The organism is Segatella hominis, from assembly GCF_019249725.2.
In the GTDB taxonomy this organism is placed as follows: Bacteria; Bacteroidota; Bacteroidia; order Bacteroidales; family Bacteroidaceae; genus Prevotella.
This window is the reverse complement of record NZ_CP137559.1, coordinates 2,943,954-2,959,324: the sequence shown is the minus strand read 5'-3', so window position 1 is coordinate 2,959,324 and position 15,371 is coordinate 2,943,954. Positions and strand designations below refer to the sequence as shown.

The window sequence follows — 15,371 nt, the reverse complement described above, 5'->3', positions numbered from 1 at the left end:
GTCAGGCTATAATAAAAATAGTTTAACACAGTTTATTTTACACTCTCTACATTCATTACAAATTACCCTAATCCGTGTCGAGCACAACTTCTAATCATTAATTTCTGAACGAGCGTTCTCTTTTTTCTTTTTATTTCGTTCTATTTCAGCTTTCCTCTGTTCATAACTCAGCTCTGGTCTATAGTTTGGATCGTTTTCCAGTTTCCAAATCTCATCGCTAGCAACATCCATGATCTTTTGATTACTATAGACATTAGCGGCTTTTCTTCTTGCTTTTGTGACTTTAGGGTCAGAATACACCCTACTACGCTTCGACCTTTCTTCTTCAAAAGCACTTTGTTCATAGGCAATATCAGGATTTCCCAATAACTCAGCCTTCCTTGCGAGTAAGTTCGCTATCTGCTGTTGAATTTCTTTTTGTCGCCGAGCAATAGCCAATTCTTTGTCAAACTGACGTTTTTGTCCTTGCACGGAACGAGAAGTAGTTGTCCTAGTTGCCATACCAGCCCTATAAACTCCAGTATGTCCATTAACCTTGGCAACTTTCACACGTCTTCCATTTGCACCAGTGACAGTATTGCCCATCTTACCCACTTCTTTACGTAGTTCAGCTCGCTTCTCGGAACGTGACATGCCCGTAGTATAATCATATCCTTTCATTACTCCTGTAATCTGTTTCTGCTTTTCCAAAGTTTCATCCTCTCGACGTAACGCAGCAATCTGTCGATCTATTTCTTCTACCGACTTAGAATCTACATTTACTTGGGTTGCAGAAGGTAATGACATGTCAGCCCCCACGACTTCTCCTTGGCTTTCTCTTTTTCCACTACGAGTTTGGCTCATATAATTACTAACCTTTCCTTGTGTAAGATTAGTCACATCAGCTGTAAATCCCAAGGCATCACCCACCTTACCAGTTTTGTCTAACAAGCCAGTTTCTGCCAAAGCATCAGTTGTACCAACTACAACTTCTCCTATACCTGAGGCAATAGAACCCAAGGCTTTCCAAAAAGACTTACCACTTTTCTTCTTTTTCTCCTTCTTTGGTTTTGCCAAAGAAGGAGTAGGAACTTCATAATCAGAAGCTGCCAACACTTGCGATTCCTTCACTGGTTGTGTTTCTTGTTCAGAAACGATAGCTGGGGAAGCTGATGATTCCACTACACATTCTGACACTGGAATAACCAGCTTCAAGCCAACATAGCATACTTTATGCCCAGGATTCGCTTTTATCAACTCATCTTCCGTAATGCCATATTTCTTAGCGATGAAAGCGTAAGTTTCACCTCGTTGCACAACATGGCGTTGTGTTGTTTGAGCAAAGCTGTTACAACAGAAGCCAAACAACATCATCAACGACACACAGCCTAAAAATATTCTTTTCATAGACTTGAGCATTTTAGTATTCAACAACCAAATAATTTGAGACACTCCAGAATTTAGCAGGATCCAGAATAACAAGAGTCGTTGTCTTATCTTCATTCTTCTGCAACTTATAAGAAGATGCAGGCATCTGGGATAAGATCTTCGGATTTCCACTGTTGAGTTTAACTTCATGGAAAGAACGAATATCAACTTTGCGGAATGAGTCTGGATTGAAATTAGCGACATTCAACTTCTTTTTAGAGAATAATCCCGAACCAGACAATATACCTGCCTTTTGAAGTTCCTTTTTGGTTCCAAAACGCACGTAACATTCGTTCATCATGTCAGATTGAGTCTCTAAAGCTTTCTCCAACTCATTACCTTTATCATTGAGAGCTACCACATTCTCATTCAGAGTTGATATGTGTGATTTCATCTTAGCGATGCTTACATTCTTATTGTCCAAATCGGCACGAAGTTGAAAAATCATCTTATCCTTTTCTGCTATCTGATTGTTTAAGGAGCGAATGATGCTTTTCAACTGTAAAGAACGAGCATCATTCTTGTTTTGAAGATTTTTCTCTAATTCTGAAATCTTCTGTTTTTGTCTATTCAACATTTCCTCAAAAACATGAAGGTTCTGTTTGATCTGTGCTTTTGAGGCAATCCCTGAAGGTATACCTTCTTTATTAGGAGTTTTCAGTATGCCATCTTCTTGGAGAGTAATACTATCCATACTAACCGACAACACATTGATAAAAGAGTTAAGGTCTGCTTGGTCCTTTTTGAGTCTATCATTTTCTATACGCAAAGAGTCTAGTTCATGGTCGGTACTTGTAGTATTTTTATCATGACTACAAGCACAAACTAGCAATAAGCTAATTGCTAGCAACAAAATGGGGGGGTAATTTTCTTCATAATCATCGCTTTTAAAAATAATAATTTTTGCAAATTTAGCAAAAAAATGACAAAACACAAAACAATAGTTCGTTAAAATTAGTGAAAAGTGAAAAGTGAAGAGTGAAAAATCGCGCTGACGCACTTGGGACTTCTTGCAAACAACAAGACAACTAAACAACAAGACAGTAAATAACTTATACGAGATTATTATAATCAATCATAGATATATTTCATCACTCCAAATTCCTGAAGACCCTTAAAAAGTATGAAAATACTGTACGAAAGCTCATTTTTGTACAGCATTTTTATTATTTATTCCAAAATAATTAGTTATCTTTGCACCTATATAATATTCATTCAAATCATGCAAGTCATTACCCATACAAAACAGGTAACAACAGGCTATTTATACAACCATGACAGATAAAGACGAACAACAATCACCGTTCAGCTATGAAGTTTTCGACCGACAACTGAACACCTTTTATATGATGTGCCAGGTTCTCATGCAAGGCTGGGAAGACTACAGTACCCAGGAGATGAACTTTGACATCCGCTCTCTATGCACCAAGGCTTCAAGGCTCTGCTACATGGCAGACCAGGATTTCGCTTTGCAGCACAACGACCTGACCCACCAGCGCAAGTTCATCAATCAGACCCATATCGACAACATCAGCCAGATCGTCATCAATGAGATGAGCCCTTTCTTAAAAAAAATAATAGAAAATTATCAGGCCACCAAAATACTGGAAGGTCATAAGAGCGGCATGTTTTCTGCACAGATGAGCATCCTGTTTCCCAAACTGCATGAACTGCTCATAGAGGATGGCATGTCGGAAAACTCCATTGCCAATTTCTTAACAGACATCAATATCGTGGAAAAAACTTTTCTCAAGAAAAACAAATTTGCGAAATATCCTGGAGTAAAACCCGAAGAAAGATTCTGGAATATCTTCCAACTATATGGCTACTCATGCTATCTGGTCTATCATTTCCGACGGGTAAACGATGTTTGCGGAAGATATATTACGGACGACGAGGCTGGACGACTCACCGAAATGGGGGTACAGAAATATACTACAGACCCGAAAGGCAAGATGGACATCGATCTGTATATCTCTACTCTGGAATATAATAACGACCGGCTGACACTCAACATAGACCAGATGCGCTCCGAACAGCGCAAACTGCAAAACGAAGTGCCTGACAGTCTGCTCCTGCCGTTCCTACACCATGTAAACGATGCCTACGAGATGGGAAAGGAAGTAAACCGGCTGACATTTACTGCAGAAGAATACATCAGCCTGCTCTCTGCTACTGCCAAATGGCAACTTCTGGAACAGCGAATTTACGAATGTCAGAATCCGAATGAAATAAAACCGCAGTTCGACAATGAGGTTTTTGTAACGGTACTCAACGGCAGACCGGTAAAAATGGAAGAATTGAGAAAAACGATTTCGCTGATGGTGAAATTAGTAAACAGGAAGAACCAATGGTTCTGCGTATGGAGCGTACTGAAGCATCACAATCTTTTGGGCAACTATTCTCATGAGGCTTTTGCCCGTCAGATGATGAGCAGCTACTGGTTTGGCGACGTAGAAGACTACAAGCGTTTTTCTGGCGACACCTTGCGTGAATACAAGCGTTACTTCTCCGACTACGACTACACGCAATGGGATAATGATGATTTTCTGGAGCAGAAGCAGCTGTTCGGCATGACCAAATGGTCGAACTCTCTCTGCCAGAAATTTCAGAAGCTATGCCAGGAGATGGAGCAAGCCATCGTGGGGTGGAAATACTTATAACCTCTTGATTTCCAAAATAATATTAAAGTTCACAAGTTTGTGGTCCACAAACTTGTGAACTTTATTTTTTTTGCGTACTTTTGCATCAGAAATCAAGAAGAAAGTGAATGAAGAATGTCTGCAAGACCGCATCAAGAAATCTCTAATTGACAAAGAGATTATCTACATCGAGAAGCAGGGTGTTTTTCTTGCCGATTGTGTCTTCGAACTTTGGTTTAAGAAGGAAATGATGTGATGCCTCATAAATCAGCAAATATCATTATTTTAGAGCAAAAACAGCCGATAGTGTGCGAAAGTTGATGTTTTTAAGCATGTTTTCGCACGTTATCGGCTGTTTTTCATAAAAAATGCCTATCTTTGCAGCATAACTAAAATAAGAAGATATGGCAGAAACTATCATCGGAAGACATCAAGAGAAAACCCTGCTGGAGAAATATTACAATTCTGGTAAAGCAGAGTTTATCGCCATGTATGGCAGGCGAAGAATAGGAAAGACATTTCTGATTCGCCAGTACTTCAAGAACCAATTTTCATTTGACATGACAGGTGTACTTGAAGGCAATAAAAACGAACAAATCACCGCTTTCCACATGGCACTCAAAACATACGGATATACAGGCAAGAAAAATACAACTTGGCTGGATGCCTTCTTTGCGCTTCGCCAACTTCTGGAACCCAAGTTACAGGACGGTAAGAGATGCGTGATATTTATTGATGAATTGCCATGCTTAGACACACCGAAAGCAGGCTTCGTTCATGCCTTAGGACATTTTTGGAATAGTTGGGCTAACTGGCAATCCCAAATTATGCTCATCGTCTGCGGCTCAGCCACCTCATGGATGGTTCGCAATATCATCGATAATCATGGAGGCTTACACGACCGGGTTACTCATGAGATGCCTCTCCATCCATTCACTTTAGCAGAAACAGAGGAATACTTCCAAAAGAATGGATTCAGGTGGAAACGCCTAAGCCTCTTACAAGTATATATGGCTATAGGTGGCGTACCTTATTATATGAGTCTCTTCTCACCAGAAGAAAGTCCTGCACTTGGCCTCGACAGACTATTCTTTAGTGCGAATGCAGAACTACAAAAAGAATATCGTCGCCTTTTCTATTCACTTTTTCGCAATGCTCAACCCTACCAAGACATTATCTCTGTTTTGGCGAAAAAGTCCTCCGGCATGACAAGAGAAGAGATAAGCAAGGCATTACACATCGATAACAATGGAAGACTGGGAAATATGCTCACAGACTTGGAATATTGTGACTTCATACGAAAATATAGTATTAGAGAAAAAAAGGTGAAAAGCAACTCTGCTCTATACCAGTTAGTTGATTTCTATACTATCTTTTATAATACATTTATCGCCAAAAACAGCTCCGATGAACATTACTGGAGCAGAAATGTTACATCCTCAGAAGTTAAGACTTGGTATGGTCTTGCTTTCGAGCGTGTTTGCCAAGCTCATATCTCACAGATAAAGAAAGCCTTAGGTATTGCAAGCGTCAAAACAGAATATTATTCCTGGAGAAGTAAGACTTTAGCTGACGGTGCACAAATTGACATCATTATTGACCGTGCCGACAACATGATAAATCTTTGTGAGGTAAAGTATAGTGAGCATGAGTATCAGTTGGACAAGGAGGAGTTTTTCAAGATTAATCATAGAATAGAAGCATTTGAAGAAGAAACACAAACCACGAGCACCATCCTTCCAACAATGATTACTACATTTGGACTCACCAAAGGAATGTATAGTGACCAAATCACGACAAAGTTGACATTAGATGATTTGTTCTAAGTCAAACATCTGGATTCATGTCTGAAAAGAAAGAATTTATATTATGACTTTTAAAGGGAATCTAAACGAAAATGAGGGTGTATCATATAAATCACTATGACACACCCTCTATATATTAAGAGAGAGATTCTATTACCTCCTTTCAATGTTAATTTATTTACCAGCTAAGCAATCCTCGATAGCCTGTTTGATTTTTTCACCTCGTAAATACTTACGATAAATATTGCCTTTCTTATCAAGCAAAATAAGGAAAGGAATACCATTAAATTGATAAGTATTCAAAACTTCCTTACCTGAATTTGGTGCCCATCCTTGTAGCCAAGGCATTTGTTCTTCTTTTAAAGCCTTAGTCCAAGCATCTTTCTTGGCATCAATAGACACACTTATGAACTGCACACCCTTATTTTTATACTCCTCATAGTATTTCTTTACATGAGGAATTTCCTTGCGACAAGGGCCACACCAACTTGCCCAAAAATCAATCAAAGTTATTTTGCCTTTTAACTTATCAAGATGAAGCGTTTTACCCTTTTCATTTTGGAAGGTAATATCAGGTGCAGGCATATCTTCTTTCACAAGGTTACGCAAAGCTTCCTGTTCGTCCGTCTGCTGTGTAAAGGCATACCCTCAGGCTTTACCGCTCAAAACATCACGGAAGATTTCCCATTAGGTAGTAAATCAAACATAGACCGCATCAAGAAATCTCTGATTGACAAAGAGATTATCTACATCGAGAAGCAGGGTGTTTTTCTTGCCGACTGTGTATTTGAACTCTGGTTTAAGAAGGAAATGATGTGATGCCTCATAAATCAGCAAATATCATTATTTTAGAGCAAAAACAGCCGATAGTGTGCGAAAGTTGATGTTTTTAAACATGTTTTCGCACGTTATCGGCTGTTTTTCATAAAAGTTACACGACCGGTTTACTCATGAGATGCCTCTCCATCCATTCACTTTAGCAGAAACAGAAGAATTGTGTACCAGTAAGCAGCCAGAAAGATTAAGTGTTCGCGCAGCTCTATAAAAGCCAAAAGCACGACCATCTTCTCAGATAGCCGTGCCAATAATATTTTTCAAAACCAGTTCGAAAGCATCGGATACAACATCCTTGCTTGCCTCGTCATCATGCAAGATGCGCAAGGCAAGGTAGTAGGCTTTAGAATAATGATTCCTAAATACTATCTCGAAACTATATTCGTCCATCAAAACTCAATGTTATACAACAAATACAGTCTTGCCCTATTTTTTGTTAGATAGAACAAGACTGTATTTTTTATATTTTCTCCTCTTCTTACTTCACAATAGAAGTAACAGGATTTCTCACGCCTTTCATACCAATGAGGAAGGCCTTGGCACTACCAAACTTCAGGAACATGTCCAGACGTACGGGTACATGATTTTCATCATCAGTAATGTAGAAATCGACGATGCGCTTATACTTGCCCTTCTCATACTCCTGATAAGCCAGACGCAAACAACGATACTTCACACCATTGTCGGCCTTGATGGTTTCTCTGCCCGCAAACTTAATCTGGGCAGGAGTACGGCCATCGCCATCCACAATCGGGAACTTGACTACATAACCCTTCTTCCAGTTGGCAGGATCGAAACTACGGGCACGGAGGAAGATGTTCAGCATGTCAAATACGCAATCATCATAGCTGACTTTCTTCCAGGAATGAGAACCGTCATTGCGCTGACGATGCATCTTGACATGACACTTGCCGCCAGAATAGCTGTAGAAATCCTCATCTACCGTATATCGCTTGCCCTCACGAGCTCCCTTGCGGAAATACATCGGAGACATATCGGTACCCGTATAGCTCAAAAGCGTATCACGAAGGACAAAGAAATCATCTACCTTGTGATTTCCTCTCGTCACCAATGAGGTGCGATAAGCGGGCTTGCCATGCCTGGTACTCTGCACAATAGACATGCTGGCCGTACCAGCCTTCACCCACACAAACTTCCAGTTGTAATACAAATTGTAAGTGAGAAACTCACCCGACTTGAAGGCTGTATTACGGAAAGTACACTGGGCAGACACTGTAGTGCTGACCATCAGCAGTAATACTGCTATCCACAATGACTTCATTCTTTTCATAGTTCATCATATTTTAGGAATGTATTGTATGCCAAGTTTCTTGGCACGCTCTACATTCTGGTTCTTTACTTTTTTCTCCTTGTCTGGCTTCTGCTTGGTGATGGCACCTGGCTTCTGGTGTGACAATGGTTTCTCCTTAGGATCCCAAGATTCCGTGACATCCCACTTCGCCTTACATTCGATAGCTCCAGGATAGTAATATACTTCTTCTGCCTGCTGGTCTTCATCATAACAGCCCGTATCCCACTTGCCGTTATTGTTGCGGTCCACTATCAGGCGCAAGTAATATTTCTGTGGCTTCAGATAATAAAATTCTGCCACACCATTGATGGCCTTCACTTCCTTGACTACCTGATCCTGACCATTGAGCAACTGTACAAGCAGCGGTTCGTCAGTCAAACTGGTGATATTGACCAGAAGAGTACCATACTCATCCAGCGAAGATACCTTGAATCCCTGTTTGATAGCCGTGGTAGCCAATCCGTAGATGTCTTCGAAAGCCGCAGAATCCACTTCCAGACTATATTCGATATTCGGACGCCATTCACCTCGCAACTCATATTCCCTCAACTTATTCGGAACCGGCTTAAACTCGAAAGGTGCCCGATACCAGAGCGTATCATGCTTGGCATAAAGATGAATGCCTGCCGTATCTGCCTTTGAGAGAGGCGTAGGGAACGTAAATCGGATGTTCTTATCGGGATCCAACTGGGATGAGACGCCCACCTGCACTTCCAATGGCTTGAGAGGCATGATGGAATCATAAGGCTCCCCTTTCTTCTTGAGTTTTTCCTGTTTCTTGGTCCAGTCTTCCAGTTCCTTATTGAGCTGTTTCTGTCGCTTGGCGTATGGAGTCTTTGCCAATATCTCCAATGTATCAAGCTTATCCACCAATACGCCGGTACTGTCGGTCATGCGATAAGCCAATTCCATCCGCAGCGTGTCCTGATTGACCAACGCAGTATCTTTCAACCAGTAAGTAAGGGTATCCTTCTTCTCTACTGCCTCCAGCAGGAAAGCATCTTTCTCATTGAAATTCAGACCCTTGATGGTAGGCAGGATGCTATCTCCATAACTGAAGAAGAGAGAGAAATTGTTGGGTTCCTTGCGCTCTGACTTCAGAAAATAGCGGTCGGTAAGCGTTTCGGTGAATGCTCTCAGCACAATATCGTCTGGATAGAAATGGGTGTAATCCACCTGGGCGATAGACTTGATATGAAGGGTATCAATCCAAGTGGTATCCTGTCTGACGTCCGGCTTGCAGGAAGGTACGATGATGTCATGAGAGAAAGCTAATTTCTCGCTTTTCTGATTGAACATATAGTTGCCATCCATATCCTGCAAGGCATAGATGCGATAAGAACCTGGTGCAATACCCTTCACTACGAAACGGCCACGGCTATCCGTACGGCTCACTCGGAGCATCGGCTTGGTCTTGAATGCAGAATCAGCCTGATCGCTATACAGACCCACCAAAATACCCTTGATCGGTTCCAGATTTTCAGCTTCAAGCACATATCCGGATACTTCCATGGTGTCGATAGCCTCGCCCGTAGAAAAACTATAGGTGAAGTTACCCATCGGATTGTTCTCATTGTTATCGCTGATAGCATCAGAGAAATCAATGGTATAAGTCGTATTCGGCTTCAGGGAATCGACCAGAGAGACGGTGATTTTCTTACCCGCAGCCTTGATTTCTGGAGCCTCCAACTGAGGTGGAGACACGATGACTTTCTCAGAAGGATTGTCGAGCTTGATAAACTCATCGAAGTAGATGCTTACTTTCTTGCTCTTCACCCCTACTCCGCCATCTGCCGGGTCGGCACCTATCACCTTAGGCGGGGTTTCATCATACCATCCTCCATCTGGCTGTCCCATCTTGGCACAGGAAACCAAAAGCAGAAAAGCAAGCAGATAGAGAGGCAAAAACAGAGTTTTTTCCTTCTGGCTGTTTCCAACTAAAAAATCTAATATCTTCTTCATTATTCTTACCTTTCTGCTAATTATTCTTATCCTTTAATATATCATAAACTTCCGGATGAAGCCATGATCTACTGATTCATCTGGAGCATCTCGTCGATATTCTTACGGCTGTTGCTCAGACGAGGTATCTTATGCTGTCCACCCAACTTGCCCTTGCTCTTGAGCCAGTCGTTGAAGAGATTAGGACGGGCCTTCACAATCTCCAGATGCTGGAGGGTAACATCGTGGAAGCGCTTTGCCTCATAATCACTGTTGATTTCCTGCAGATGCTGATCCAGCAATGTGGCAAACTCATCGAGACTTGCCGGTTCCTTAGAGAACTCTATCAGCCACTGATGACGGCACTTCGCATTACTGTCCATAAACACAGGTGCTGCCGTATATTCTGCCACCTGGGCTCCAGTCTTATCACAAGCATATTTCAGTCCCTTCTCGGCATTGTCCATAATCAGTTCTTCGCCAAAGGCATTGATGAAATACTTGGTACGACCCGTGATGACAAACTTATATGGATTCTTGCTGGTAAACATGACTGTATCACCGATGAGATAGCGCCACAATCCACAGGAAGTAGTAATAACCATCGCATAGTTCTTGCCTATCTCCACTCCCTGCAATGGCACTACGGTAGGATTGTCGGTACCAAATTCATCCATCGGGATAAATTCATAGAAGACATCATAATCCACCATGAGCGACATGGAAGGGTCTGACGGATCATCCTGCAAACCGAAGAATCCCTCGCTGGCATTATAGGTTTCCATATAATGCATGTTAGGAGAAGTGATGAGCTGCTCATACTGCTGGCGATAAGGAGTAAAAGCGATACCGCCATGGAAGAAGACCTCCAGATTAGGCCATACCTCCTCCAGATGCTTCTTACCGGAAAGTTCCATCACACGAACCAATACGCTGAGCATCCAACTTGGAACACCCGAGATATTGGTTACGTTCTTATTCATCGTTTCACGGGCAATGCGGTCGCGTTTCACCTCGAAATCGCTCAGAAGAGCTGTCTGCTTCTTTGGAACACGCACCAGATTGGCAAGTGGATTGATATTTTCGATGAGGATGGCACTCAGGTCTCCCACCAGACTTCCCTCTACATTATAATTAGGTGAATGGCTGCCGCCGAGAATCAGACTCTTGCCATCAAACAGTTTACTTTTCGGATTATTACGGAGATAATATGCCACAGCATCAAAGCCACCGGCATAGTGGATGCCATGCAATCCGTCTCGTGAAACAGGGATAAACTTACTCTTGTCATTGGTAGTACCAGACGACTTAGCATACCATTTCACGGTTCCAGGCCAGAGAACATCCTGCTCTCCGTGGCGCATACGGTCGATATCCCCTTTCAGTTCCTCATAGGAATTGACAGGTACATTTTTTGCGAATTTCTCGTAACTATCAGTCGTATTTAGTAGATGCTTAACGCCATATTCTGTATTTTTGCCCTTATTGATAAGGTGCATGAGTACTTTATGCTGCATATGTTCTGCATCATAAAGGTACTTCTCCAACTCCTTTTGGCGAGGTTTGAAGACGTTGCTTACTATACTTGTTAAACTCATATATGATATTAATATCTTTTGAGTTGCAAAATTAACCTAAACTTTTCATATAGAGAAAGTTTTTACTATTTTTAATATTAAATATATGACTTTAAAAAGAAAAGAAGAATGACTAAGGCTCAGAATTCGCATATTTTATTCGTAATATAGCTTATTTTTCTTCAAGTCAATATAAAAATTCCCCTTAAAGAACGAACCATTGATACTGCCAAAACTGTTTTTAATAGAGATATTTTTCATGATAGGAATAAAATGATTAGGAAAGTACTTAGTACCCATCTTTATCTTATCATATCTGATAGCTTTATAGCTATCCAAATAGTCATCATAAACATCTATGAGCTCACTTTAAAAAGGAACTCAGTATATTATATCTCCGCACTATTGTGAGTTTGATATAATTCCCTTTAGGTATAGGTATAATACCTTTCAACCTTTTCTTTTTTATTTTATCTATAATTTTAACTATTTTTCTTACAGAAAGAATATTATCAACTTCTTTATAACTGACAATTTCTACCATAATAGTCTTATAACTTTCATCTATATAGAAAGCAAAAAGTAAATTGCATTGATTTTCAGATAAGAGTTTTTTCTCATGCTGAGAGAGAAGCTTATTTACTGTATTTAAAACCTCATTACGGAATTTTATTTCATCAACCCTATTTCTAAAAGCAGAAAAGTCAACAGACTTTGGTTTTATTTTATTAGTAAGTTCCAAATCTTTCAACTTATAAAACTCACCTATATGATGATAAGAATATCGCTTATTCTTTACGATTTCTTTATTCAAACATTTTTTCTCCAGTTTATACTTTTCTGAAATAACTTCTGTTTGAGCAACACCTGTTAGTGGATAAACTAACATAAGTAGTAGTAATAACTTTTTTATTATTAAGTGTCTCATATACTTAACCATTATTATTGAATAATCTTCTTATCACCTATCTAAGTTTCAATTTGATAGTGCTCTGACTTTTTCAAGTGGACTCATACTTCTTTCCATAACATTTATATATTTCTGCACCAAAGATACATGTAATATAAAGCCTCGGATAAAATGGAAGCATTTTATCCGAGGCTTTATCAATATATTCTTCTTTCTGCCCTATTCCTCTGCAAATGCAGCGGCTTCGGCTGCAGCGATGATGTCCTCACGGCTCTGTATCTTAGGCTGTGCGGAAATATCGCTCAAATCAAATTCATCTTCTTCCTGTGAATCGGTTGTCTCGACAGTATTTACCTTCTTGACAACCCTATCCTCGAAAACCTCTTCCTTGAAGACATTCTCATGCTTCTCCGGTTCTTTAGTTTCCGTATTCTGAGAGATAATGAAGTCGTCCTTCACCTCAGTATCAGGAACATTCTCCACAGGTTCCTCTTCCATCTTGGTTCTGTTGGCCTTGGCAGAGAATACAGCATCTATAAACTGCGGTTCCTTGCGCAATCGCTCCAGGGTAAGCTTACAAGCAGCCTGCTGGCTTTCCTTCTTGGAATATCCAGTGCCCTTGTCACCCTCTATGCCTTCTATCGTCACCAGGAAAGTAAACATCGGATTTCCATTACCATCCTTCTTTTGGTCGCATAATACAAACTCAATGTTCACGCGGTTCTTCTGGCTCCATTCGATAAGCTTGCTCTTGAAGTTGACCTCCTTATAAGCCACCTTATCGATGTTGATAATTTTTGCCAGAATGCGCTGCTTCATGAATTTCATGCAGGCATCATAACCACGGTCCAAATAGATGGCACCCACCAAAGCTTCGAAAGCATTTCCTCCCATATAGCTGTTATGAGAAGAACTGTGTCCGTTAGATAAAACAAGTTGGTTGACTCCCATCTCCTGGGCTAATTTATTGAGCGTATCACGCTGCACCAATTTACTTCTTGTATTGGTAAGAAATCCCTCACGTTTTCCAGGGAAATGTTGATATACGATATCGCCCACAACAGCATCCAGCACGGCATCTCCCAAGAATTCCAATCGCTCATTGTTGACAGGCTTTCCCTTGGCATTACGGTGCATAATGCTCTTATGCATCAGCGCCATCTTATAATAACTGATATTGTGAGGATAGAAACCAAGAATCTGGTACAAAGAAAAATAAAGCTCTTTGTCCTTGCGGAAAGAGAGCTTTATTCTATCTATTAAATTATTCAGCATACTTCTTGAATACTACACAACAGTTGTGACCACCGAATCCGAATGTATTGCTCAATGCAGCACGAACCTCACGCTTCTGAGCTTTGTTGAAGGTGAAATTCAAGTTGTAGTCGAGCTCAGGATCATTATCACCCTCTTCGTGGTTGATAGTAGGAGGAACGATATCGTTCTTCACACTAAGAACACAAGCCATAGCCTCTACTGCACCAGCAGCACCGAGGAGGTGACCTGTCATTGACTTGGTAGAACTGATGTTGAGCTTGTAAGCAGCATCACCGAAGACAGCCTTGATAGCCTTAGCCTCTGAGATATCACCTACGTGAGTAGATGTACCGTGAACATTGATGTAATCAATATCCTCTGGCTTCAGATTGGCATCAGCAAGTGCACGCTCCATAACGAGCTTAGCACCAAGACCTTCTGGATGAGAAGCTGTGATGTGATAAGCATCAGCACTCTCGCCCTCACCCACCATCTCTGCATAAATCTTCGCACCACGAGCCTTAGCGTGCTCCAGTTCCTCGAGAATCAAGCAACCAGCACCCTCGCCCATGATAAATCCATCACGGCTTGCGCTGAATGGACGTGAAGCATGCTCAGGGTCATCATTACGTGTTGACAATGCGTGCATAGCATTGAAACCGCCTACACCACATGCACAGATAGCTGCCTCGGCACCACCGCTCACGATGATGTTTGCCTTGCCCAAACGAATCAGGTTGAAAGCATCAGCCAAAGCATTGCTTGAAGATGCACATGCAGATGTAGTAGTGTAGTTTGGTCCGTGGAATCCGAAGTGGATTGAAATCTGACCAGAAGCGATATCTGCAATCATCTTAGGGATGAAGAATGGATTGAACTTAGGACCGTTCTCCTCGTGAGTACCAAAGTACTTCACCTCATCCTCGAATGTCTTGATACCACCGATACCTACACCAAATACAACACCAACATTGTTTAAGTCTTCCTTCTCAAGATCGATATTAGCATCCTTTACACCCTGCATAGCTGCAATCATAGCCAACTGGGTATAACGGTCAAGCTTGCGAGCCTCCTTACGGTCAATCCAATCATTGATGTTCAGGTTTTTAACCTCGCAAGCAAACTTGGTCTTGAAAAGGGTTGTATCGAAATGAGTAATAGGTGCAGCACCGCTCTTACCAGCTAAAAGGCTCTCCCAAGTCTCCTCAGGAGTATTACCAACTGGAGTCACAGCACCGAGACCTGTTACAACAACTCTCTTTAATTCCATTTAGTATAAATTAGTTGCTAAATTACTTAGCGTTCTCCTCGATGTAAGAGATAGCGTCACCTACAGTAGCAATCTTCTCAGCCTTATCGTCTGGGATAGAGATAGAGAACTCCTTCTCGAACTCCATAATCAACTCTACTGTATCCAAAGAATCTGCACCGAGATCGTTTGTGAAGCTTGCCTCTGGCTTAACTTCTGCCTCATCAACACCGAGTTTATCAACGATAATTGCCTTTACTTTGCTTTCAATTTCTGACATAATTTTAACTTTTAAAATGTTTATAAATCGATTTCTAATTAAAAATTCGAGTGCAAAGGAACACTTTTTTTTTGATATAAGCAAACTTTTTAAGGAAAAAAGTGCATATCAGTGCACAAATACCCCTAATTTGTGCATGAAAATCTGCTTTTTTCTG

The 15,371-nt window shown here is 41.0% G+C and carries 14 protein-coding genes; 3 read left to right on the top strand and 11 right to left on the bottom strand.

All coding sequences use genetic code 11. The features are described from left to right. Window positions 1–90: 90 nt before the first annotated feature. A complete protein-coding gene (locus KUA50_RS11960) occupies window positions 91–1,386 on the bottom strand; it encodes a LysM peptidoglycan-binding domain-containing protein (RefSeq protein WP_218458110.1) in 1,296 nt (431 codons plus the stop codon). Between the two features lie 13 nt (window positions 1,387–1,399). Further along, window positions 1,400–2,341, bottom strand: coding sequence for a hypothetical protein (locus KUA50_RS11955; protein WP_022109745.1), 942 nt, complete (start codon window positions 2,339–2,341; stop codon window positions 1,400–1,402). 340 nt (window positions 2,342–2,681) lie between these two features. Here KUA50_RS11955 and KUA50_RS11950 point away from each other — a divergent pair, with 340 nt between their 5' ends. The 3 genes from KUA50_RS11950 (at window position 2,682) to KUA50_RS11940 (ending at window position 5,875) form a co-directional block, all read left to right on the top strand. Continuing rightward, window positions 2,682–4,070 carry a hypothetical protein gene (locus tag KUA50_RS11950; protein ID WP_218458107.1) on the top strand — a complete coding sequence of 463 codons (1,389 nt, stop codon included), beginning with the start codon at window positions 2,682–2,684 and terminating at the stop codon, window positions 4,068–4,070. A 103-nt stretch (window positions 4,071–4,173) separates the two neighbouring features. Next, window positions 4,174–4,305 carry a hypothetical protein gene (locus KUA50_RS11945; protein ID WP_256624373.1) on the top strand — a complete coding sequence of 44 codons (132 nt, stop codon included), beginning with the start codon at window positions 4,174–4,176 and terminating at the stop codon, window positions 4,303–4,305. A 148-nt stretch (window positions 4,306–4,453) separates the two neighbouring features. Next, on the top strand, window positions 4,454–5,875 hold the full coding sequence (locus KUA50_RS11940; protein ID WP_218458105.1) for an ATP-binding protein: 1,422 nt from the start codon (window positions 4,454–4,456) through the stop codon (window positions 5,873–5,875). A 153-nt stretch (window positions 5,876–6,028) separates the two neighbouring features. Here the strand turns inward: KUA50_RS11940 and KUA50_RS11935 are convergent, their stop codons facing one another. The 9 genes from KUA50_RS11935 to KUA50_RS11895 form a co-directional block, all read right to left on the bottom strand. Further along, window positions 6,029–6,451 (bottom strand): TlpA family protein disulfide reductase, encoded by a 423-nt coding sequence (locus KUA50_RS11935; protein ID WP_218458104.1) that lies wholly within the window; start codon window positions 6,449–6,451, stop codon window positions 6,029–6,031. 471 nt (window positions 6,452–6,922) lie between these two features. Beyond that, window positions 6,923–7,078 carry a hypothetical protein gene (locus KUA50_RS11930; protein WP_218458103.1) on the bottom strand — a complete coding sequence of 52 codons (156 nt, stop codon included), beginning with the start codon at window positions 7,076–7,078 and terminating at the stop codon, window positions 6,923–6,925. Between the two features lie 88 nt (window positions 7,079–7,166). Beyond that, entirely contained in the window at window positions 7,167–7,979 is an 813-nt protein-coding gene (locus KUA50_RS11925; RefSeq protein ID WP_022109732.1) for a DUF3108 domain-containing protein, read from the bottom strand. Between the two features lie 6 nt (window positions 7,980–7,985). Beyond that, window positions 7,986–9,962: an Ig-like domain-containing domain gene (locus KUA50_RS11920; RefSeq protein WP_413777426.1), complete on the bottom strand. Its 1,977-nt coding sequence runs from the start codon at window positions 9,960–9,962 to the stop codon at window positions 7,986–7,988. A gap of 68 nt (window positions 9,963–10,030) precedes the next feature. Beyond that, window positions 10,031–11,539, bottom strand: coding sequence for a GH3 auxin-responsive promoter family protein (locus KUA50_RS11915; protein WP_022109730.1), 1,509 nt, complete (start codon window positions 11,537–11,539; stop codon window positions 10,031–10,033). A 343-nt stretch (window positions 11,540–11,882) separates the two neighbouring features. Beyond that, complete coding sequence (locus KUA50_RS11910) at window positions 11,883–12,446, bottom strand: hypothetical protein (protein WP_218458102.1); 564 nt, start codon at window positions 12,444–12,446, stop codon at window positions 11,883–11,885. 201 nt (window positions 12,447–12,647) lie between these two features. After that, on the bottom strand, window positions 12,648–13,703 hold the full coding sequence (gene rnc / locus KUA50_RS11905; protein WP_218458101.1) for a ribonuclease III: 1,056 nt from the start codon (window positions 13,701–13,703) through the stop codon (window positions 12,648–12,650). After that, a complete protein-coding gene (fabF, locus tag KUA50_RS11900; RefSeq protein WP_022109716.1) occupies window positions 13,693–14,955 on the bottom strand; it encodes a beta-ketoacyl-ACP synthase II in 1,263 nt (420 codons plus the stop codon). The genes rnc and fabF overlap by 11 nt, the downstream gene beginning before the upstream one ends. A gap of 22 nt (window positions 14,956–14,977) precedes the next feature. Beyond that, window positions 14,978–15,214, bottom strand: coding sequence for an acyl carrier protein (locus KUA50_RS11895; RefSeq protein ID WP_006848240.1), 237 nt, complete (start codon window positions 15,212–15,214; stop codon window positions 14,978–14,980). Window positions 15,215–15,371: the final 157 nt, after the last annotated feature.